General features: G+C 71.0%; 12 protein-coding genes and 1 riboswitch. Of the genes, 10 read left to right on the forward strand and 2 right to left on the reverse strand.

Annotation, left to right across the window (positions count from 1 at the left end):
* Positions 1 to 15: 15 nt before the first annotated feature.
* On the forward strand, positions 16 to 1,206 hold the full coding sequence (gene dapC, locus PG2T_RS13900; protein ID WP_068806785.1) for a succinyldiaminopimelate transaminase: 1,191 nt from the start codon (positions 16 to 18) through the stop codon (positions 1,204 to 1,206).
* Positions 1,207 to 1,236: 30 nt separating this feature from the next.
* On the forward strand, positions 1,237 to 2,058 hold the full coding sequence (gene dapD / locus PG2T_RS13905) for a 2,3,4,5-tetrahydropyridine-2,6-dicarboxylate N-succinyltransferase (RefSeq protein ID WP_068806788.1): 822 nt from the start codon (positions 1,237 to 1,239) through the stop codon (positions 2,056 to 2,058).
* A gap of 112 nt (positions 2,059 to 2,170) precedes the next feature.
* Here dapD and PG2T_RS13910 read toward each other — a convergent pair whose 3' ends face one another.
* Positions 2,171 to 2,941: an SDR family NAD(P)-dependent oxidoreductase gene (locus PG2T_RS13910; RefSeq protein ID WP_068806792.1), complete on the reverse strand. Its 771-nt coding sequence runs from the start codon at positions 2,939 to 2,941 to the stop codon at positions 2,171 to 2,173.
* Positions 2,942 to 3,235: 294 nt separating this feature from the next.
* On the opposite strand from PG2T_RS13910, the gene dsbG reads away from it, so the two are divergent.
* From dsbG to PG2T_RS13930, 4 genes are all read left to right on the forward strand, one after another.
* The gene (dsbG, locus tag PG2T_RS13915) at positions 3,236 to 4,024 is read left to right on the forward strand and encodes a thiol:disulfide interchange protein DsbG (protein WP_068806795.1); all 789 of its coding nucleotides are present in this window, start codon (positions 3,236 to 3,238) and stop codon (positions 4,022 to 4,024) included.
* A gap of 615 nt (positions 4,025 to 4,639) precedes the next feature.
* Positions 4,640 to 4,733: riboswitch (cyclic di-GMP riboswitch) on the forward strand.
* Between the two features lie 82 nt (positions 4,734 to 4,815).
* Complete coding sequence (locus PG2T_RS13920) at positions 4,816 to 5,673, forward strand: PEP-CTERM sorting domain-containing protein (RefSeq protein WP_068806798.1); 858 nt, start codon at positions 4,816 to 4,818, stop codon at positions 5,671 to 5,673.
* 335 nt (positions 5,674 to 6,008) lie between these two features.
* Positions 6,009 to 7,535 (forward strand): hypothetical protein, encoded by a 1,527-nt coding sequence (locus tag PG2T_RS13925; protein ID WP_068806800.1) that lies wholly within the window; start codon positions 6,009 to 6,011, stop codon positions 7,533 to 7,535.
* 488 nt (positions 7,536 to 8,023) lie between these two features.
* The gene (locus PG2T_RS13930) at positions 8,024 to 9,586 is read left to right on the forward strand and encodes a ShlB/FhaC/HecB family hemolysin secretion/activation protein (protein ID WP_068808430.1); all 1,563 of its coding nucleotides are present in this window, start codon (positions 8,024 to 8,026) and stop codon (positions 9,584 to 9,586) included.
* A 234-nt stretch (positions 9,587 to 9,820) separates the two neighbouring features.
* On the opposite strand, the gene PG2T_RS16285 is transcribed toward PG2T_RS13930, so the two are convergent.
* Complete coding sequence (locus tag PG2T_RS16285; RefSeq protein ID WP_068806803.1) at positions 9,821 to 10,021, reverse strand: hypothetical protein; 201 nt, start codon at positions 10,019 to 10,021, stop codon at positions 9,821 to 9,823.
* Between PG2T_RS16285 and PG2T_RS13940 the strand changes: the two genes are divergently transcribed.
* From PG2T_RS13940 to PG2T_RS13955, 4 genes are all read left to right on the forward strand, one after another.
* A complete protein-coding gene (locus tag PG2T_RS13940) occupies positions 10,020 to 19,748 on the forward strand; it encodes a filamentous haemagglutinin family protein (RefSeq protein WP_068806807.1) in 9,729 nt (3,242 codons plus the stop codon). The genes PG2T_RS16285 and PG2T_RS13940 overlap by 2 nt on opposite strands.
* A 239-nt stretch (positions 19,749 to 19,987) precedes the next feature.
* Positions 19,988 to 21,736, forward strand: a complete 1,749-nt coding sequence (locus PG2T_RS13945; protein WP_068806810.1) for a DUF2341 domain-containing protein — start codon at positions 19,988 to 19,990, stop codon at positions 21,734 to 21,736.
* A 12-nt stretch (positions 21,737 to 21,748) separates the two neighbouring features.
* The gene (locus PG2T_RS13950; RefSeq protein ID WP_068806813.1) at positions 21,749 to 22,153 is read left to right on the forward strand and encodes an ExbD/TolR family protein; all 405 of its coding nucleotides are present in this window, start codon (positions 21,749 to 21,751) and stop codon (positions 22,151 to 22,153) included.
* A gap of 160 nt (positions 22,154 to 22,313) precedes the next feature.
* The gene (locus tag PG2T_RS13955) at positions 22,314 to 22,952 is read left to right on the forward strand and encodes an energy transducer TonB (protein ID WP_068806816.1); all 639 of its coding nucleotides are present in this window, start codon (positions 22,314 to 22,316) and stop codon (positions 22,950 to 22,952) included.
* Positions 22,953 to 22,967 lie beyond the last annotated feature (15 nt).

Here is a 22,967-nt window from a genome sequence, read left to right on the forward strand (position 1 = left end):
GCTGCGGGTATCGCCATGAATCCCGGTTTCGCCGACCTGCAGCCGTACCCGTTCGAGCGCCTGCGCGGCCTGCTGGCCGATGTCCGGCACGGCGGCGGCCTGCCGCTGATCGACCTGTCCATCGGCGAGCCGCGCCACGCGCCGCCGGCGCTGGTGCGCAGCGCGCTGATCGACAACCTGGACGGCCTGGGGCGGTACCCGAAGACGGCCGGCTCGGATGAGCTGCGGGCCGCCATCGCAGGCTGGCTGGTGCGCCGTCACGGCCTGCCCGAAGGCGCCGTCGATCCGGCGCGCCAGGTGCTGCCGGCGAGCGGCACGCGCGAGGCACTGTTTGCCATTGCCCAGTGCGTGGTCGACCGCGCACCCGGCGCGCGGGTGGCGATGCCCAATCCCTTCTATCAGATCTACGAGGGCGCGGCCTTGCTGGCCGGCGCCCGGCCGCTGTACATCCCCTGTGCCGCCGCTGCCGGCTACCAGCCGGATTTCGACGCCGTGCCGCCGGCCGTCTGGCGCGACGTGCAGCTGCTGTACATCTGCTCGCCACACAACCCGACCGGGCGCGTGCTGACGCTGGATCAGCTCGAGCATCTGGTCGAGCTGGCGCAGCGGCATGACTTCGTCATCGCCTCCGACGAGTGCTATTCGGAAATCTACCCCGACGACGCGGCCCCGCCGGCGGGCATCCTGGCCGCCTGCCGGGCGCTGGGCCTGGACGGCTTCGACCGCTGCCTGGTGTTCCAGAGCCTGTCCAAACGCTCCAGCGTGCCGGGGCTGCGCTCCGGCTTCGTGGCCGGCGACGCACGGCTGATCGAACGCTTCCTGCTGTACCGCACCTACCACGGCTGCGCGCTGCCGGAATATGTGCAGGCGGCCAGTGCCGCCGCCTGGCGCGACGAGGCGCACGTGGCGGCCAGTCGCGCCATCTATCGGCGCAAGCTGGCCGCCGCGGTGCAAGCGCTCGGTGCCCGGGTGGCGCTGCCGCAGGGCGGCTTTTGCCTGTGGCTGCCGGTGCCGGGCGGTGACGATCCGGCCTTCACCCGCAGCCTGTATGCGGACCATCACCTGCGCGTGCTGCCGGGCAGCTATCTGGCCCGCGCCGACGGCGGCGTGAATCCCGGTGCAGGACACGTGCGCCTGGCGCTGGTGGCCGACGAGGCCGCCTGTGCGCAGGCCATGACGCGTCTGGCGGCCGCGCTGAACGACTGACTCCCCCCAACCCGACGCAACGGAAACCCCATGCAGGACCTGATCGACACCCTCGAAGCCGCCTTCGAGGCGCGCGCTGAAATCACCCCCGTCAACGTAACCGCCACCGTGCGCGACGCGGTGCAGCAGGCCCTGGCGCTGCTGGATGCCGGCACGGCGCGCGTGGCCGAGCCGACCGCCGGCGGCTGGCGCGTCAACGAGTGGCTGAAAAAGGCCGTGCTGCTGTCGTTCCGGATTGCCGACAACGCCGTCATGGACGGCGGCTACGGGCGCTTTTTCGACAAGGTGCCGACCAAGTTTGCGAACTTCGGGGCCCCCGACTTCGCCGCCCAGGGCGCGCGCGTGGTGCCGCCGGCCACCGTGCGCCGTGGCGCCTACATCGCCCCCGGCGTGGTGCTGATGCCAAGCTACGTCAACATCGGCGCCTACGTGGACAGCGGCAGCATGGTCGACACCTGGGCCACGGTCGGCTCCTGCGCGCAGATCGGCAAGAACGTGCACCTGTCCGGCGGCGTCGGCATCGGCGGCGTGCTCGAGCCGCTGCAGGCGGCGCCGACCATCATCGAGGACGATTGCTTCATCGGCGCCCGCTCGGAAGTGGTCGAAGGCGTGGTGGTGGAGCGCGGCGCAGTGCTGTCGATGGGCGTGTTCATCGGCCAGAGCACCAAGATCTACAACCGCGAAACCGGCCAGATCAGCTACGGCCGCGTGCCGGCCGGCGCGGTGGTAGTGCCCGGCAACCTGCCGGCCGCCGACGGCAGCCACAGCCTGTACTGCGCCGTCATCGTCAAACAGGTGGACCTGCAAACCCGCGCCAAGGTCGGCATCAACGAGTTGCTGCGCGGCGTGTGACGGGGGGTTCGCGCAGCCGGTCGGGCCACTATCCGGCGCGGCGTCAGCAAGCGTGTTTCACGTCAGCGCGCGGGGAGACGCGTGAACCCCACGCCCGGCATGCGGCAAAAAACTAGTCCAGCTTCGGCCGGTTGGTGGCCAGGTGCCGCCCGCCGTCGAGTGGCAGCACCGCGCCGGTAATCCAGCGGCTCAGGTCGGAGGCGAAGAACAGCACCGCGTCGGCCACGTCGTCCGGACGGCCGTTGCGGCCCAGCGGGTGCAGCTTGGCGAAGGTGTCCAGGAACTGCGCCTGCTTGTCCGGCGGCACGGCGCCCTGCAGCAGGTCCGTGTCCTGCACCACGCCGGGGCAGATCACGTTCACGCGAATGCCGTGGCCGGCTTCTTCCATCGCCAGCACCTGCGAGAGGTGGCGCAGCGCGCGCTTGGCGGCGCCATAAGCACCGGCGCCCGGAAAGGCGTGTTCCCCGGCGATGGAGGCGATGTTGACGATGCTGCCGCCGGCGACGCGCATGGCCGGCAGCACCGCCGCCATCAGCCGCCTGGGGCCCCAGCAGTTGACGTCCATCATCTCCTGCCAGTGCGCCTCATCGGCCTGGCCCAGCGCGGCAAAGCGCATCACGCCGGCGTTGTTGACCAGGATGTCGATACGCCCGTCGCCGAATCCGGCCGCCGCCTCGGCCAGCGCCTGCACCTGCGCCGGCACGGTCACGTCGGTCGGCACCACCAGCGTGCGATCGCCCAGCAGACCGGCGGTTTCTTCCAGCTTGTCGCGGCGCCGGCCGGCCAGCACCACGCGGGCGCCCTCGGCATGCAGGCGGGCGGCAATGGCCCGGCCGATGCCGGTGCCGGCACCCGTGACGATGGCGGTTCTTTGTTCGAGCATGGCGAAACTCCTGCGCGGGGTGGCCGGGCATTATCCGGCACATGCAGCCGTCGGTTCAGTCTCCGTGGGAGGCCCGCCCCCGGGCCGAAGGGGTGAGCTGAAGATTCGCGGCGAGGGCGCCGCTCCCACAGCAGGTTTAGGAGGCCCGCCCTCGGGCCGAACAGCCACCAACTCGCTGTTCCCCGCCGCCCGGGCGCGCGCCGCGCGGGTTCCCCGCAGGCGCGGATCGCGTCACGCGCCAGTCATGCGCGGGCGGCATTCTGCCCGGCCGATCCGTGCCGACCTGGAGCCTTCATGAACCGTCCCGTGGTGGCCATCGCCGCCGTCCTGTCGCTCGCCGCCTGTGCCCGCCCGTCGCAGCCCGTGGCCGACGCGCCGCCGCAGCCGGCCAGTCCGCCGGTGGTGGAGTTCCTGCGCACGCAAGGCGTGACCGTGCTGAACGATTTTGCCGGTCCGTCCGGGCTGCGCGGCTGGGTCATCAAGCGGGATGAACGCGGCGGCATCGTGTACTCCACCGCCGACGGGCAGACGCTGGTCTCGGGCCTGCTCACGGATGCCCGGGGCGGCAACCTGAGCGCACGCGACGCCGAGCTGCACACCCCGGGTCCGGACTACGGCACGCTGTGGGCGGATCTGGCCCAGAGCGCCTACGTCGAAGTCGGCAGCAACCCGGCGGCACCGGTCATCTACGTGTTCGTTGATCTGAGCTGTCCCTACTGCCACCAGACCTGGACCTGGCTTGCCGACTACCGCGAGCGGCTCACCGTGCGCTGGGTGCCGGTGGCGATTCTGGGCGCCGACTCGGCCCCCAAGGCGGCGGCGGTGCTGGCCGATGCCGACCCCGCGGCACGCTTCGATGCGCTGATGCAGGAATTTCGCGCACCGCTGACGGCAACGCCGGACAGCGCCACGCAGCAGGCGCAGGACGCGCGCCTGGCCGCCAACCTGAAGCTGATGGAACGGGCCGGCGCCGGCGGCACCCCGGCGTTGGTGCTGCGCAACGCCAGCGGCGTTCGCGTGCGCGAGGGCCTGAACGCCCCCGGCGACCTCGACCTCATCTTGCCGACGCTGGCGGCGCGCTGAAGGTCTGCGCCTCGACCTGGCCTGCCGGCACGGCGCGAATCCACTTGTGGGAGGCCCGCCCCCGGGCCGAATCGCCCCTGTGGGAGGCCCGCCCTCGGGCCGAATGAGTGGCGACGAAGATTCGCGGCGAGGGCGCCGCACGCGGGGAGCCCCCCAACCCCCGTCGCCCTGAGGAGCGCAGCGACGTGAGGGCCTTGCCTTTATTGGGTTGCGGCGCCACCAGGATTCGCGGCGAGGGCGCCGCTCCCACGATGTGGCGATGTGGGAGGCCCGCCCCCGGGCCGAATCTTCTGACTAATGCGGCGGATTCGCGGCGAGGGCGTCGCCCGCGGGGAGCCCCTCACCCCCGTCGCCCTGAGGAGCGCAGCGACGTGAGGGCCTTGCCTTTATTGGGTTGCGGTGAACCACCACGATTCGCGGCGAGGGCGCCGCTCCCACGAGGGCGCCGCCCCCACATAGCTACCGCTCCCACAGCCGATCTGGCAGGCCCGCCCCCGGGCCGCATCGCCACCCGAGAACTGTCATCAAACGGTAAGCGCCACGTAACTTTCGGCCACTACTGTGCCCTCAGTCGCCCGGAGGTCCGGGCGGCGCGTGGGGGTCTTCGGGCCGCCGCGGGACAAATGCCACACCCGTCGCGAGGCGGGGCCGGAAAGCCACGGATCTTGTTGCCCTCGCCTGAGGCCACCAAGACGGCCGGGTTGCCAAAGCGGCCCCTGGATGCACTCTCCGTTCGCTCAAGCGGCCGGCATGTCGCCGGTCTCATTTTTCCTTGCGAGGGAGTATCGACCATGCAGACGAAATTGAAATTGACGGCCCTGGCCGGCGCGGTGGCGCTGGCGCTGGGCGCGGGCCAGGCTTCGGCCAGCATCGTGCCCTCCTCTCCCAGCGGCGACAGCGAGATGGTGCTGTCGGTATGGGATGCGGCGCGCAACACCTCCTACACCCTGGATCTGGGCTTTCTCCAGGGCACGCTGACGCCGACCGGCGTGAGCTCGCAAAGCGGCATCATCTCCAACAGCGGCGCGCTGGTGATGAGCTTTGCCGCCGACGCCCTGCTGACGCAGTTCCTGGCCGACTCGTCCGCCTTCGGCAGCCTGGGCAGGGTGCTGTGGAACGTGGTGGGCGGTGACGGGACTGGCACTCTGGCCAATACCCGCAAGGTGCTGATCACCGCGCGGTCCACTGTCGGGGAGTCCACCATCGAGCTGCTGAACGGCACCCAGATGAACAACATGTTGGGTGCATTCAATGGCTACGTGTCGCAGGTCAACACGCTGGCCCCGCACATGACCACGGACAATGGGTCGAACATCGAGGTGGTCGGCGATAGTCTGGGTAACGACTTTGCCTACGCCGGCGGCGCCGGTTGGAATACCTCTTTCGGCGGTAACGGCAACTTCAACAACGCCGGCGCGCTGGGCGAGGGGCTCAACTTCTGGTCTTTGTCGAATGCCGGCGGTGCGAGCGGCAAGATCAGCGCCACGCAGTTCTTCGGGGCCGCGACGGCGCCGGCGATCTGGACCCTGGCCAGCAACGGCACCCTGACCTTCGCCGCCGTGCCGGAAGCCGAGACCTGGGCGCTGCTGGGCCTGGGCCTGCTGGGTGCCGGTGCCGTGGCGCGCCGCCGCAGCCGGGCGCTGGCCTGAGCGGCGCTTGACGGCCTGAGCGGTTGGTGGTGTCCGAAGCTTCGGCCCGCGGGCGGGCCTCCCACGGGGGATCGATTCCCCTGTGGGGGCGGCGCCCTCGCCGCGAATCTTCGTAGCCACTCATTCGGCCCGAGGGCGGGCCTCCCACGGGGAGCTCTCCTGTGGGAGCGGAACCCCTGTGGGAGCGGCGCCCTCGCCGCGAATCCGGGTGAGCCACCTGTTCGGCCCGAAGGCGGGCCTCCCACGAGGGCGAGCCTTCCACAGGAAGGCGAATCCTCGGACGCAATGTTCGTTTCCCTGACTTTCTCGACATTTCATTCAATGGAGTCCTTGCAATGACCCTGTTCAAACTGAATCCGCTGGCGGCGGCCTGTGCCGCGGCGCTGAGCCTGTCCGCCGGCCAGGCGCTGGCGCTGACCGCGTTCGAGGCACCGGACGTCGACATCTACCTGTCCGGTGCCTCGGCGCCGCAGAACCTGCTGGGCGAAATCGCCAAGAAGATGTTCGTCGGGACCGAAGGCACCGACTACTTCGTCTACTACGACAACGGCGGCACGCCGGCGCTCGGCACCACCAGCGACGATGGCAAGAGCTACCGCGCCTACTATGGCGTGGTGAAGAACGACCCCAGCATCAAGACCAGCCTGCACGGCAAGAAGGTGCTGCTGGTCAACCGCGCCAAGGGCGGCTCGGTGTGGGGCGTGAACCCGGTGGCGCGCGCCGAGGCCATCGCCACCATGAAGATCGATGCCGCCTCCTGCGTGCTGGACGCCGGCAAGTACCGCTGCCCGCAGGTGGGTAACGATCTTGCCGTCGATGCCAACAACCGGATACCGGATTTTGGCGTGTCGGACGTCGAGCCGAACATGTTCAAGGGTCCGCTGAACGTCGAATTCGGTGCCACGCAGCTCGACCCGGAGCAAGCGACCGTGTTCGCCGGCACCCAGTTCGGCGCCAACTCGCTGATGATGGGTATCGTCGCCACCAACGCCGTGCCCGACACGCTGCCGATCAGCCACGCCGAGTACGGCGCCATGCTGTCCGGTCTCATCGGCGACTGGAGCCAGGTGGCCGACGGCAGCACCACCGGCGCGGTGGCGGTGTGCCGCCGCGTGCAGGGCTCCGGCACGCAGGCCAGCTACAACTGGTTCTTCAACAACTTCCCCTGCGCCAAAGACGGCCTGCACGGCACCTCCGCCAGCACGGAGCCGGCGCGCATGGTGGACAGCGCCGGTTACAACGGCGCCCATGCCGGGACCGCGGCTGACCCGATCCTGATCGATCCGAGCGCGGGCTACACGGTGGTGGAGAATCCCTCATCGGGTAACGTGCGCGACTGCCTGGCGCGGGCCCAGTCCGGTACGGATCACCAGTTCACCGGCGACGACGGCAAGGTCTACAGGGTCCAGTTCAGCAAGGCATCGGCCACCAAGGCCATCGGCGTGTTGTCGCTGGACAGCCTGGGCAGCGAGAACGGCTGGTCGTTCCGCGCCTTGGATGGCGCCGGCAAACTGACCGGCATCGGCACGTTTGTCTGCAGCAATGCCAATCAGCTCGAGTGCGGCATCGCGCCGGTCAAGGCCAACCACCGCGAAGGGCGTTACGACTTCGCCGTCGAGCTGTCGTTCCAGTACCGCAACACGACGGTCAACGCCGTGCCGGCCCTGGGCGGCCTCAAGAAAGACGTGGCCGACGAGTTCGTCGAGCTGATCGGCGACCCGACCGTGCTGAACACGCTGGCGGCCGGCCCGAAGGAAGCCACCATCGCGCTGCCGATCAACTACGACCCGACTTTGGACACCAACGTCGCCAAGGCGACTCACTACGGCAACACCTGCGCGCCGCTGCAGAAGTCTTTCTGAGCAAACGCACCGCAAGGCCGGCGCAAGGCCGGCTGACCTGAGCAAACCCCGGGGATGGCGACATCCCCGGGGTTTTTTTGTCTGGCGTGGTGGGTATCAGTCGGCTCTGTGGGAGCGGCGCCTTCGTGGGAGCGGCGCCCCGCCGCGAATCTCCAGACCACCCATTCGGCCCGAGGGCGGGCCTCCCACAAACAGCGAATCGTGGGAGCGGCGCCCCCGCCGCGAATCCTCCAGCCAATCATTCGGCCCGGGGGCGGGCCTCCCACAGGGTGGCCAAATCTTCAGGCCACTTGGATTGTGGGAGCGGCGCCCTCGCCGCGAATCCTCCAGCCAATCATTCGGCCCGAGGGCGGGCCTCCCACGCTGGATTGAACTTGTCGCAAAACTGAAATGTTGCTGTAACGCCCCGCCGCCAGACTTCCGACTCCCCGAGGGCGTGCCTGGCGCCGGCGGTGTCGTGTTTCCGACCTTTTGCTGTGGACGGCCCCTTGGCGAGCAAATCGATACGACGTGTTCTTGGCGCGTCGCTGCTGGGTGTTTGTGCGCTGGCCCGGGCCGCCGAGGCGCCGGCGCGCTTCGACGTGTGGGAGTACCGGGTGAACGGCAATTCGCTGCTGCCACAGACCACCATCGAAAAGGTGGTGTACCCGTTCCTGGGCCCGGACCGCAGTTTCGAGGACGTGGATGCGGTGCGCGGCGCGCTGGAGGAGGCCTACGCCGAGGCCGGTTACCGCACCGTGGCGGTCAATCTGCCGCAGCAGGAAGTGCGTGGCGGCGTGGTGCAGATCGAGGTGGTGGAACGGCCGGTCGGCCGCTTGCGCGTCAGCGGCGCGCGCTATTTCTCGCCGGAGCGCATGAAGGCCGCCGTGCCGGCACTGGCCGAGGGCACGGTGCCGCATTTCCCGACCGTGCAGCAGCAGCTGGATCGCCTGCGCGGCAATCCGGACCGCGAGTTCTTCCAGGTGCTGCGCGAGGGCCGCAGCGAGGACGAGGTGGAAGTGGAACTCAAGGTCAAGGACCGCTCGCCGCTGCACGGCACGCTGTCGCTGAACGACCGCTACTCGGCCAACACCGAGCGCCTGCGCAGCACCGTCAGCCTGCGCTACGACAACCTGTGGCAGCGCGAGCACGGCGCCGGCCTGACCTGGATCACCGCCCCGCAGAGCCCGGCCGATGCCACCGTATTCGTTGCCACCTACAGGCTGCCCTTCGGCGGCGACCGGCGCGTGCTGGCGCTGTACGCGGTGCACTCCGAAAGCGACGTGGCGGCGCTGGGCGGCGTCGGCGTGATCGGCAACGGCGACATCTTCGGCGCCCGCTGGGCGCTGCCGCTGGGCGGCGACGCCAGTTTCTGGCACTCCCTGACGCTGGGCGTGGATTACAAGAAGTTCGACGAGACGCTGAACCTGCTGGGCGCCGACGCCGTCAACACGCCCATCGGCTACACGCCGTTCCTGGCCGAGTACAGCGCCACCCGTCGCGACGAGCCCGGTTTCTGGCAGGGCACCGTGGCCCTGCATTTCGCGCCGCGCGGCCTGCTGGGCAACGACGAGGCCGAATTTGCCGACAAGCGCTTCAATGCCAAGCCCAATTTCGTTTACCTGAACACCGGCATCGAGCGGCAGCGGCGCCTGCCGGGCGGCTTCGGCCTGAACCTGAGCATCGACGGCCAGCTTGCCGACGCGCCGCTGATCAGCAACGAACAGTACGCCGCCGGCGGTGCCGACACCGTGCGCGGCTATCTGGAGGCCGAGGAACTGGGCGACCGGGGCGTGCGCGGCGGCATCGAGCTGTCGCGGCCGATCGGTGGCGTGCCGGGCATCGACGAACTGATCGCGCTCAGTTTCGTCGAGGGGGCGCGTCTGTGGACGGTGGATGCCCTGCCCGGGCAGGACGATCGCCTGCAACTGGCCAGCGCGGGTGTCGGCCTGCGCCTGAAGCTGCGCAAGCAGCTGAGCACGGCGGTGGATTTCGCCCTGCCGCTGACCGACGCCTCCACCACGCAGGCCGGCGACTGGCGCTGGCTGTTCGCCCTGGACTATGCGTTCTGAGGTGGCCATGACCGAGCGCTTACCGAAGTCGCGGATTCGGCCCGAGGGCGGGCCTCCCACAGGCAAAGATCCGCTGTGGGAGCGGCGCCCCCGCCGCGAATCTCCAGACCAGCCATTCGGCCCGGGGGCGGGCCTCCCACGGGGTGGCGATTCGGCCCGAGGGCGGGCCTCCCACAGGGAAAAAATCCTGTGGGAGCGGTCCCCCGGTGGGAGCGGCGCCCCCGCCGCGAATCTTCAGGAGAGCCCCTCCCAGAGCGGATCTCCTTTCTGGCCGGCCCCGCGGCGGCTGCTCGCCACCGCGCTGGCCATTTCCGCCACCCTGCAGCACAGCCTGCTGTGGGCGGCGCCGTCGCTGCCGGCCGGCACGCTGCCGGTGCCGGCCGCCGCCTGGGTGGCCAGCGGCGCGGCCAGCCGCGCGGTCAGCGGCGCCAACATGACCATCACCCAGCAGTCGCAGCGGGCGGTGCTGGACTGGCAGTCGTTCAACCTCTCGGCCGATGCCAAGGTGCGCTTCGATCAGCCGAACTCCACCGCGGCGGCGCTCAATCGCATCCACGACGCCAACCCGTCGGTCATCCAGGGCCAGCTCACCGCCAACGGCGAGGTGTACCTGATCAACGCCAACGGCATCCTGTTCGACCGGGGTGCGCAGGTGAACGTCGGCGGGCTGGTGGCCTCGGCGCTGGGCATCTCGCAGGACACCTTCAACGCCGGCCTGCTCAGCGTGCCGCTCGGTCAGGCGGCGTTTTCCTTCGGCGGCGACGCCGAGGCCTTTGCCAGCAGCGAGGTGGCGGTCGAGGCCGGTGCGCAGATCAGCGCCGCCAATGGTGGCCGGGTGATGTTGCTGGCGCCGCGGGTGCGCAATGCCGGCAGCATCAGCACGCCGCAGGGCCAGGCGGTGCTGGCCGGCGGCGACAAGGTGTATCTGGCCCTGCCGCAGTCCTCGCAACTGCGCGGTTTTCTGGTGGAAGTGGACCCGCACGCCACTGCCGGCGGCGGCAGCGTAGTCAACGCGCTCGGGGCGCGCGTGCACGCCGACCGCGGCAATGTGACGCTGGTCGGCTCCACGGTGCGTCAGGACGGCGAGGCCAGCGCCACCAGCGCGGTGGGACTGAACGGCTCGGTGCGCCTGTTGGCGCGCGACGGCGCCACGGCCAGCGGCGACACGCTGGTGGCCAACAATGGCGGGGCGCTTACGCTGGGTAGCGGCAGTGTCACCGCCGTCACCCCTGTCGACGATTCGGCCACTGCGCGCGACGATGCACCGTTCGCCGCGTCCAGCATCGAGCTGGCGGGCCGCACCGTGCATCTGCAAGGCGGCGCGCAGGTGCTGGCGCCCGGTGGCAACGTGAGCATCAGCGCCCAGCGCGGCGCGCAGTTCGTGGCCGATGGCGCGGCGCGCGAGGACGTGCGCGTGCAGATCGACGCCGGTGCGCGGGTGGACGTGTCCGGCCTGCGCGAGGTGCCGGTGCCGGTGGAGCGCAACGTGGTCGGCGTCGAGCTGCGCGGCGACGAACTGAAGGATTCGCCCCTGCAGCGCGACGGCTTGCTGCGCAACAAGACCGTGTTCGTCGACGCCCGCGTCGGCACCGGGCTCGCCGACGCTTCGGGCGCGCTGGCCGGCATCGAACGTGGCATAGCCGAGCGCAGCACCTCCGGCGGCGACATCACGCTGCGCTCCGAGGGCGACGTGATCGTGCGCAGTGGCGCGGTGCTGGACGTGTCCGGCGGGTCGGTGCTCTGGCAGGGCGGCGTCATCGGCACCACGCTGCTGGTGGGCGAGGATGGCCGCCTGTACGACATCAGTGTCGCCAGCCCGGATCGGCGCTACCTGGCGATCGCCGGCCGCTACGCGATGACCGACCCCAAGTGGGGCGTGACACGCGAGTACAACACCCTGCCCGGTCGCTACGAGGCGGCCTATGCGCAGGGCCGGCCGGCCGGGTCGATCAGCGTGCTGGCGCACCGGGCGGTGCTGGACGGCGACCTGCGCGGCCAGGTGGTTCTTGGGCCGCGCCAGCGCGCCGTGGCCGACCGGCCGGCCGCAGGCCGGCTGATTCTGGGCAATGCCGAAGCGAGCGGCGCGAGCCCCAATTTCATGCTGCCGGACCTGGCGCTGCTGGCAGCGCCACCGGCGCTGGATGACGGCTTCACCTTCGGGTTGCCCGACGCCCTGACACCGTTGCCGGCCGGCGCTGCGCAGCGGCTGGTGCTGGACCCGCAGCGCCTGGCGGCGGGCGGTTTCGGCACGCTCGAAGCCTACGTGAACGGCAGCATCGAGGTGAACGAGCCGGTGTCGCTGGCGCCCGGCGGCTCGCTGCGCCTGACCGGCCGCAGCCTGCAGGTGGCGGCCGACATCAGCGTGCCGGCCGGCAGCATCCGCCTGCAGACGCGGCGCACGGCCGGCTCGACCGACCTGACCGCCGCCGATCACGCGCTGGAGGTGGCCGGCGGCGTGCGCCTGTCGGCGGCCGGGCTGTGGAGCAACGATCGACTGGGCGCGCCGGCCGACCAGCTGGCCGCCGATGCCGGCTCGGTCACGCTCGATGCGGTCGCCGATCTGCGCCTGCACGCCGGCAGTGTGGTGGACGTGAGCGGCGGCGGCGAACTGGACCGCGACGGCGCGCTGCGCGGCGGCCGTGGCGGCGACATCACGCTGTCGGTGGGCCGTTTCAACCTGGGCGACAACGATCCGCAGACCAGCAGCATGCTCCTGGACGGCGCATTGCTGGGCCACGGCCTGACCGGTGGCGGGCGGCTGCAGGTATCGGCCTCCAGGGTGCAGATCGGCGGCGCGGCGCCGGGCGAACAGCGCGTGCTGCACCTGATGCCGGAATTTTTCCAGCGCGGCGGCTTCGGCGCCTACCAGGTGAACGGCCAGGACGGCCTGGATGTGGCCGACGGCACGCGCATCGCGCCGCGTACGCAGACCTTGCGCCCGCTGGGCGAACTGACTTTGTTGCCGACCGGGCGGTCCCTGGCGGACCTGACCACGCCGCTGCTGGAAGACCTGCCGCAGCGCCCGGCGGCGGACCTGAGTCTTGCGGCCGGCAGCCTCGCGTTTGGCGACCTGCGCCTGGGCGCCGGCAGCGTGATCGACGCCGACCCCGGCGCGGCGGTTGCTCTGAGCGCCGGCCGGCAGTTGACCGTGCTGGGGCAGATCAACGCGCCGGCCGGCAGCATTGCACTGTCCACCCAGCCTGGCGGTGGCCCGGACGATGCCTATCATTTCGGTCAATCCATCTGGCTTGGCGCTGCCGCGGCGCTGCGCGCCACCGGCTACGCTGAGCTGCTGCCCGATGCCCAGGGCCTGCGCCGTGGCCAGGTTCTGCCGGGCGGCAGCGTCAGCCTGGACGCCGGCAAGGGATATGTGATCGCCGAGGCCGGTTCGCTGATCGACGTGTCCGGCACTAGCGCCGTGCTGGACATCCAGCTCGCCGATCGCACGCGTGACGTCAAGGTGCCCGGCACGACGGCGACCGATGACGCGGCCGTGGTGCCGACGGTCATCGCCAGCGGCGGCGGCCGGATCGCCATCACCGCCCGCGAGGGCGGCATCCTGGCCGGTGAGCTGCGCGGCACCGCTGCACCCGGTGCGGCCGGCGGCAGCCTGACGGTGGTGCTGGAGCGTCCGCCGGTCAGCAACGTTGGCTTCCCCACCGGCCCGGTGCGCCTGGAACTGGGCAGCGCCGTGCCGGAACTGCCGGTCGGACTCGCTCCCGGAGAGGATGTTCCGGACAACGGCGTGCTGCGCTTGGGCGCGACGCAGGTTGCGGCCGGCGGCTTTGCCGATCTGACGCTGGCCAGCCGCGACCGCATCGACTTCACCACCGATCTGGACCTGCGCCTGTCCGGTCGGTTGACGCTGTCGGCGCCGGAATTGGGTGCCAGCGCCGGCACGCAGGTTTTGTTGGCCGGCCAGTCCATTCAGGTGGCGAATCCTGGCAGCCTGCAGGCGCCGCGGGCAGCCGCGTCCGGCGATGCCGACCTCGAACTGCGCGCCGACCTGATCGACCTGGCCGGCGAGGTCGCCCTGCAGGGCATCGATACGCTGCGCCTGGACAGTGCCGGCGACCTGCGCCTGCGCGGTGTGCTGGCCGGCTCCAGCAGCCGGGAGCTGAACGGCCGTCTGCACGGTGCGGGCGAGGTGTCGGTGCGGGCGGCGCAGGTTTACCCGACCACGCTCAGCCGCTTCCGCATCGAGGCCGACCGGCAGATTTCGATCGCAGCAGCGCCGGCATCGGCCACGCAGCCGCTGTCCGCGGCCGGCGAACTGACCCTGGCGGCGCCGCGCATCGATCAGGCGGGCACGCTGCGGGCGCCCTTCGGCACCTTGTCCCTGGTCGGTGACGACATCCACCTGCGCGATGGCAGCCTCAGCAGCGTGTCCGGCGCCGGCTTGCTGGTGCCGTTCGGGCGCACCGAGCTGGGCGGCCGCGACTGGGCCTACGCCCTGGCCGGCGATGCCAATTTGCTGCTGTTCGACACGCTGCCGGACAAGGCCATCAGCCTTGACGGCAGCACCGTCGACATCGCCGCCGGCGCCCGGCTCGACGTGCGCGGCGGCGGCGATCTGCTGGCGCACGAGTTCCTGCCCGGACCGGGCGGTTCGCGCGACGTCCTGGCGCCTGCCAACGTGGCCGGCGGCTTTGCCGTGCTGCCGGGTCTTGGTGCCGGCGCGGCGCCGTTCGATCACCAGATCGCCAGCGAGGGCCAGTTCGCGCCGGGTGAGCTGGTGTGGTTGGGCGGCGTACCGGGTCTGGCGGCCGGTTTTTACAGCAAGTTGCCGGCCCGCTACGCGCTGCTGCCGGGGGCGTTCCTGGTCACGCCGACCACCGCCGTGGCGGATGTGTCGGACACGTTCCAGCTTGGCCTGCCATTGGGCGACTATCTGGTGGCCGGGCGCGAGGCCCGCGAGCTTGCCAGCGGCCCGCTGGCGGCTGCGCGAAGCAGTATCTATAACGTGCAGTCGGGGGCTGTGCTGGCTCGCCGCGCCGAATATGCGCCGTTGCGTGCCAGTGAGTTCTTTGCCCACAGCGGCGGCGGGCAGGTGGCCGATGCCGGTCGCGTGTCCATCGCCGCCCGTGAGGACTTGATCCTGGCCGGCAATCTGCTCACGGCCGCCGCGGCCGGTGGTCGTGGGGGCGCGCTGGACATCGCCGCGCCGCGCCTGGCCGTGCTCGGCGGGGGCGCGCTGGCACCGGGCGCCGATTACGTGACGCTGGATGCCGGGCACCTCTCGTCGCTGGGCGTGGCCAGCCTGCTGCTGGGCGGCACGCGCCGGCAGGACGGCGCTGTCGATGCGCTGACCGTGGTGGCGCAGGACGTGGTGGTCGATACGGGCGGGGCGGTGTTGAGTGCGCCGGATCTGATCGTCGCCGCCCGGCAACAGGTGAGCGTGCGCAGCGGCAGCCAGCTGCAGGCCGGCGCCGGCGCAGCGCCGGGACGCGCACTCGAAATCGGCGCCGACGGCGATGGCGACGGTGCCCTGCTGCGCCTGGCCGCCCAGCCGACGGCGCGCACCGTGCGTGTCAACGTGAACCGCGATCGCGGTGACCTGGTCATCGAAGCCGGCGCGCAGTTGGCAGCGAACGGCTCGATAGAACTTGACGCCACGCGCAACAACACGCTCGGTGGTGACCTGCGGCTGGCTGCCGGTGGCGAGCTGGCGGTCGCCGCTGGCAGCGTGAGTCTGGGCGCCGCGCCGGTCGGCACGCCGGGGCTGCTGCTGGATGCCGCCCGCCTGGCCGGCCTGGCCGGTGCCGGCGCGCTGGCCCTGCGCAGTTACAGCACGCTCGATGTCTACGGCGCGGTGAACCTGGGCGGCGCCGGGCTGGCAAGCCTGACGCTGGAAACCGGCAGCCTGCGTGGCTTTCTGGGCGCCGGCGAACTGGCGCAACTGCAGGCGCGTCGCCTCACGCTCGGCAACCCCAGCGCCGGCAGCGGTGATGCGGCGGTCGCGTCGAACGGCACGCTGCGCCTGCTGGCCGACCAGCTGATCCTGGCCGACGGTGGCCGAGCCGGCGATGGCATGGTGGCGGGCACGCAGGTGTCCGGCGTGCAGCGCCTGGAACTGGTCGCCAACGAGCGCCTCGAATTCACCGGCCGCGGCCGGCTCGACGTCGCCGGCGATCTGGCCATTAGCGCGGGCTTGGTGAGCGCGGCTGGTGCCGCCGACCACGGTGTGACGGCCACCGGCGCGTTGAGCACGGCTGCGCTGGCAGCGCCGACTGACGCGCCGACCGGTGGTGTGGGTGCGCGGATCGGCCTCACCGGCGCCAGCATGCAGCACGGCGGGCGGCTGCGGCTGCCGTCGGGACAGGTCACGCTGGCGGCCACCGCCGGCGATGTGAGCCTAGAGGCCGGCAGCGTGCTGGATGCGGCCTCGGTGTGGCAGGCCTTCGGTTCCGGTGGGCGGGCCAGCCCGGCCGGCAGCGTCGTGCTGCGCGCCGATGCCGGCGACGTGATGGTGCTGGCCGGCGCGCAGGTCGACCTGCGCGGCCGGGACGGCGCCGATGCCGGCCGGCTGGAGCTGTCCGCTCCGGCCGGTACGGTGACGCTGGCCGGCGAGCTGCTCGCCAGCGCCACGGCGGATGGCGCCGGCCGGCGCGGGCAGGGTGGCGAGGCGAGCGTGGATGTCGCCAGCCTGAGCGATTTTTCGGCACTGAATCAGGCGCTGGAGAACGGCGGGTTCGCCGGGGAGCGGCAGCTGCGGGTGCGCACTGGCGACGTGCTGATCGGCGCCGGCGATACCGTCACCACGCAGCGCTTCGGTCTGGCCGTGGACGGCGGTGGTCTGACCGTGGCCGGCCACATCGACGCGCGCGGCGGCAAGGGCGGCCGGGTGGCGCTGTACGCACATGACAGCCTGGTGCTGGCCGATGGCGCGGTCATCGACGCTTTCGCCACCGACGCGGCGGGCGCGGGCAGCGCCGGTCGCGGCGGGCAGGTGGAACTGGGCAGCGACAGCGGGCTCGATCTGGTGGCAGGTTCGGTGATCGACGTGTCGGCCGGCGCCGGGGCGAATGCCGCGCAGGGTGGCCAGGTGCTGTTGCGCGCGCCGCGGGTCGGCACGACAGACGTGGCGATTGGCAGCGTGGGTAGCGCCATTCATGGCGCCCGCGAGGCGGTGGTGGAAGCGGTCCGCCGCTATGAGGACATCAGCACGCTCAACACCGGCGGTGCCGGCGCGCTGAGTCTGGCCACCCTGTCCGCTGACAACGCCGCTTTCATGACCAGCGCGGCGAGCATCGCCAGCCGCCTGGGCCAGAGCGGCAATCCGCTGTTCCACCTGCGCCCGGGCGTGGAGGTGCGCAGCAGCGGTAACCTGACCCTGGCCAGCGACTGGCAGCTGCTGCCGCTGCGTGCCGGCGGCGAGCCGGGCCTGCTGACCTTGCGTGCGGCCGGTAACGTACTGCTGAACGGATCGCTGTCCGATGGCTTCAGCACGGCGACGACGGCCGGCGTGCTGCAGGCCGGCGAGTCGTGGTCGTACCGGCTGGTCGCCGGGGCGGACCTGGACGCTGCCGACCCATTGGCAGTGCGGCCGTCCGGCGACGACATCGGCGACATTACCCTTGCCGCCAACAAGATGGTGCGCACCGGCACCGGCGATATCGCGCTTGCCGCCGCCCGCAATCTGAAGCTGAACGCCAACACCTCGGTGATCTACACCGCCGGTCAGGTGGGTCCGGCGGTTGACGACTTCACGGCACCGACCATCGGCGGCGTGCTGGCCCAGTTCCCGACCGCCGGCGGCGACCTGCGCATCGCCGTCGGGCGCGATATCGACGCGGCGCCGGCCGCCCAGTTGCCGACCGCCTGGCTGTTTCGGCAGGGCCGCGTGAATGCCGACGACGGCAGCGCGATAACGGCCAACCGCACCGCCTGGTGGCTGCGCTATGGCGAGTTCAAGCAGGGTGTCGGCGCGCTCGGCGGTGGCGATGTCGACATTCGCGCCGGCGGTGATGTGCGCAACCTCGGCGTGTCGCTGCCGACCAACGCGCGTCTGCCGTCGGCCGCCGGCAGCGTGCCGGATGCAGCGCAGCTGGTGCTGCAGGGCGGTGGCGATCTGGACCTGCGCGCCGGTGGCGACATTGGCAGCGCGCTGCTGTTCCTGGGCGCCGGTTCGGGCCGGGTGCGCGCCGGGGGCGACATTGCCTCGGCACGTACAGCGGGCGGTCAGCCGGTCAACGCGCTGGCCTTGCTCGGTGACGCACGTCTGGCGCTGACCGCCGGTGGCGAGGTGGCGCTGGACGCGGTGGCCAATCCCACCGTACTGAGCCAGGTCAGCGCCAATATCAGCGGTGTGGCGAACACCAAGAAAAACTATTTCTTCACCTACGGTGCGCAGGCCAGTGTGGACGTGCAGGCGCTGACCGGCGATGTGCGCTTCGCGCAGAATCGGCTGGCGGTGTTGCAGGGTTACCCGGCGCATGGCATCGCGTCCAGTGACCAGGCCGCCCTGGGCATGTTGCCGCCGAACCTGGCCGCAGCGGCGTTCCGGGGCTCGATCGACCTGCTCGGCGATGCCGTCCTGTATCCGGCCCCGGCCGGCTCGCTGATTCTGCAGGCGGCAGGGGATCTGAGCCTGCTGGGCACGCTCGCCATGTCGGACCTGTTGCCGGCGAGCCTGCCATCGGTAGCGTTGCCGGCGAATGTGTTCGGTTCGGTCAATCGCCTGTCGGTGGCCCCGTCGGGCGTGCTGGCTCACGGCAATCCGCCCCTGCATGCCGGCGACGCGGAGCCGGCGCGGCTGGCGGCCGGCGGCGCGCTGCGCGGCCAGCCGGGCGCCGTCAGCCTGGTGCTGCCCAAGGCGGCGCTGCTGGAGGCGGGGGACGACATCGCCAACCTGTGGCTGTTCGGCCAGCACCTGGCAGCCACCGACGTGACGCGCGTGGTGGCCGGCGGCCAGATTCGCTACGACACGCCGCGCAATGCACTGGGCGCCCTGGGTAGCAGCAGCAACCGCCTGGAACTGGGCGGCCCCGGCCGCCTGGAGGTGCTGGCCGCCGATGATGTGGATCTGGGCTCCGGCGGTGGCATCGTCACGCGCGGCAATCTGAACAATCCGTTCCTGCCCGATGAGGGCGCCGCGGCGCTAGTGATGGCCGGTCTGGGCCAGTCGCCGGCGTATGGCGAGTTCGCCGCCCTGTACCTGGACCCGGCCAGTGCGCTGGCGGCGCCATACCAGGACGGGCTGCTCGCGTATCTGCGGGCTCTGGGCATCGAGCCGGCCGATGCGCAGGACGCTTTCGCCCGCTTCGCCGCGCTGCCGACCGAGCGCCAGGCACCCTTGCTGCACGACGTGCTGTTTGGCGAATTGCGTGCCGCCGGACGCCGGGCCGTGGCCGAAGGCGGCGACGACCCGGCGCGCTACCGGCGCGGCTTCGACGCCATCGCGGCGCTGTTTCCGGGCGCCGGCAGCGAGCAATCGCCGTACCGCGGCGACATCAACCTGTTCTTCAGCCAGATTCGCACCGAACAGGGTGGCGGCATCGACCTGATCGCGCCGGGCGGCCAGGTGAACGCCGGCCTGGCCAGCGTGACCGGTTTCAACAAGAGCGCCAGCGAGCTGGGCATCGTCACCGTGCGCGGCGGCAGCGTGCGCGCCTTTACCGACGGTGACTTCCTGGTCAACCAGTCGCGCGTGTTCACGCTCGGCGGCGGCGACATCCTGCTGTGGTCCTCGCGCGGCAACATCGACGCCGGCCGCGGCGCCAAGAGTGCCGGTGCCACGCCGGCGCCGCAGCTGGTGCTGCGTGGCGACCAGTTCGTGCTCGACACCTCGCGTTCGATCAGCGGCTCGGGCATTGGTGTGCTGCTGTCGAGCCCGGACATCGTTCCGGGCGACGTGGACCTGATCGCGCCCAACGGCGAGGTCAACGCCGGAGACGCAGGTATTCGCTCGGCCGGCAACCTGACCATCGCCGCGCCGCGCGTGGTCGGCGCCGACAACATCCAGGTCGGCGGTGTGTCGAGCGGTGTGCCGGTGACCAGTACCGCCGTGTCCGGCAGCCTGGCCGGCGCCGCCGCTACCGGCAGCACCGCCACCAAGGCCGCCGCCGATGCGGCCGCGGCCGGCGCCGTGTCCGCCGCCGCCGGCGCGGTCACCGATTCTCTGGGCACGGTGACGGTGGAAGTGCTCGGTTTTGAAGGATGACCGTCATCTGGGCCGGGCGTGTGTCAAGGCTCTGTAACAGAGCCCGCGGAGAATCCGCTGCTTTGGTTTCGCCGGACGGGTCAGCCGCTTCGTTCGGCCCGGGGGCGGGCCTCCCACGGTTTCGGCTTTGGCTGTTCGGCCCGAGGGCGGGCCTCCCACATCCACCACTATGGGAGCGGCGCCCGCGCCGCGAACGACGGCCCCTGTTTTTCCGATCGCCTGTCACGGATTGTCCGCCCATGTTGCGTTTTTCTTGTGCCCGTTTGTTACTGACCGTGGCGCTGCTGGTGCCGCCGCTGGCCCATGCCTGGTGGCAGCCGGACTGGCAGTTTCGAAAGCCCCTGACGGTGCAGCCGCCGGCCGAGGAAGCCGGTCTTGCGGCCAGCGACCTGCCGGTGCTGCTGCGTCTGCACGCCGGCAATTTCGGTTTTTTTGCCGATACCAAACCGGACGGCGCGGACCTGCGCCTGCTGGCGGGCGACGACACGACGCCGCTGAAGTACCACATCGAACGCTATGACCCGGTCACCGGCATGGGTCTGCTGTGGGTGCGCATGCCGCAGCTGGCGGCCGGTGCGCCGGCCAGCGCCTATCTTTATTACGGCAACGCGGCGGCGCCCGCCGGTGATGACGCGGCTGGCACTTACGATGCCGAACAGGCGCTGGTGTTTCATTTCGGCGAGGCGCAGGGCGCGCCGCGTGACAGCACCGCCAACGCCAATCACGCGGCCGAGTCGGGCGCGCAGGCAGTGGCTGCCAGTCTGATCGGCGGCGGTCTGCGCTTCACCGGCAGCGAGACGCTGCGCGTGCCCGGTTCGGCCTCGTTGGCGATCGACCCGGCCAAGGGGCTGACGGTCAGCCTGTGGATCCGGCCCGATGCGGTCGCCAGCGGCGCCGTGCTGGAACTGGGCATTGCCGAGCAGCCGTTGCTGCTGAGCCTGGCCGACGGCGTACCGCTGGCACGGATCGGCGCGGTCGAGGCGCGCGCCGCCGCACCGCTGTCAGCCGGCGAGTGGCACCACCTGGCGCTGACCGTGGATGCCGGCACGGCGACGTTGTACGTCGATGGCGCGCCGGCGGGCAGCGCGGCGGTAGAGCTCAAGCCGATCGCCGGCGATCTGGTGCTCGGCGCCGGTCCGTTGGCGCAGGCGGCGGGTCTGGCCGGCCTGGCGGCGGACATCGACGAGTTCGGCCTGGCCCGGGTGGCGCGTGACGCGGGTTATCTGCGCCTGCTGGCCCTCACGCAGGGCACCGCGGCGAGTCTGATCAGTTACGGCGAGGACGAGTCCGGCGAAGCCGCCGAAGGGCATGGCTCGTACATCGGCGTGGTGTTGCAGAACGTGACGCTGGATGGCTGGATCATCATCGGTCTGCTCAGCGTGATGTCGGCAATCTCCTGGGTGGTCATGGCCAGCAAGGCGCGCTTTCTGAGCACCGTGCGGCGGGCCAATGCGAAGTTCCTGGAAAGCTTTCGCAGCATAGGCGACGGCGATCTGACGGCTCTGGCGGCGCGCACCGAGTTCGCCGGCTCGCCCCTGCACCGGGTTTGCGTGGCCGGCGTGCAGGAGCTGACCGGGCGCCTGCACCGCAGTGCCGGTGCGCAGGCGACGGGTCTGTCGCCGCAGGCCCTGGAGGCGCTGCGCACGCGCATCGACGCGTCCGCAGCGCGTGAGCAGCAGCGCCTGAACGCCGGCATGGTGCTGCTGACAATCGCCATTTCCGGCGGGCCCTTCCTGGGCCTGCTGGGTACCGTGGTGGGCGTGATGATCACCTTCGCCGCCATCGCCGCATCGGGCGAGGTGAACGTCAACTCGATCGCGCCGGGCATCGCCGCCGCCCTGGTGGCCACGGTGGCGGGCCTGGTGGTCGCCATCCCGGCCCTGTTTGGCTACAACTACCTCGGCACCCTGATCCGCGACACGACCACGGACCTGCGCGTGTTCGTGGACGAGCTGGTGGCGGGCATCGCCGAGCAGCACACGGCATAAGGGAGATTCGCCATGCAGGTCCAGGAAGAAGGCAAGCCCTACGACGACATCAACATCGTGCCGATGCTCGATCTCACGTATGTGCTGCTCATCATCTTCATCATCATGACCACGGCGGCGGTGCAGGGCATCCAGGTCAACCTGCCCAAGGCCAGCGCCACGCCGAGCCTGGGCCAGAACCAGACCAAGGCCATCTCGATCACGGCCGACGGAACGATCTATCTGGACACCTACCCGGTCACGCTGGCCGAGCTGGAAACCACCCTGCGCGGCTACAAGGCGGCCAACCCGGCGCTGCCGGTGGTGGTCAAGGCCGACGCCAGCATCCAGTACCAGCAGGTGGTGGACGTGCTGGACCTGCTGGGGCGGCTGGAAATCTCCCAGCTCGGCCTGGTGACCCAGCGCCTGGTCAAGTAGGCGTGGCTGGTGGCTTGTCCTCGTGTCGGGCGCCGTTGCGTTGTGGGCGGCCGGCTTCGGGCCGAATGCCTGAGTCGAGGATTCGCGGCGCGGGCGCCGCTCCCACCGGGGCGCTGCCTGCGGCCGATCCGTCGGCCGGCAATACGATGCTGCGTTCGGCATGAAATCCGTGCTGAGAAAGCTGCTGCCCCTTGCCGTGGCGCTGGCGGTGATCATCGGTCTGGGGCTGATCGTGCGCAGTCTGCTGTCGCAGGCGCCGGCCCCCGATCCGCGCCGGCCGCAGGAGGTGACGCTGATCAAGCCGCCGCCTCCGCCGCCGCCGCCCAAGGAACAACCACCCCCGCCGGAAGTGAAGGAAGAGGTGGACATCCCGGAACCGGAAGCGGTGCCGGAAGACGTTCCCGAGGCGGCCAACGAGCCACCGCCGGGTGAGGCGCTGGGCGTGGATGCCGAGGGTGGTGCCGGCGGCGATGGCTTCGGTCTGGCCGCCCGCAAGGGCGGGCGCGACCTGTTGCAAAGCGGTGGCGGTGATGGCGAAGCCTGGCTGCGCGGCGAGCTGGATCGGGTGCTGACGGCTGCGCTGAGCAACGACGAGACACTGCGGCGCAAGCGCTTTCGGGTGCCGGTGCGCATCGAGCTGGCGCCGGATGGGTCGGTGCTGCGGGTGGAGTTGCTGAGCAGCACCGGCGATCGCGAGGTCGATCGGCTGCTGGAGGCCCGCCTGGGCGGCGTGCGCCTGTCCGATCCGTTGCCGGCCGGTGTGCGCCGCGTGGTGCGCCTGCGCGTCGGGTCGGTGTGATTTGCCGTCTGCGCC

Origin of the sequence: Immundisolibacter cernigliae, assembly GCF_001697225.1 — a bacterium.
Lineage (GTDB): Bacteria > Pseudomonadota > Gammaproteobacteria > Immundisolibacterales > Immundisolibacteraceae > Immundisolibacter > Immundisolibacter cernigliae.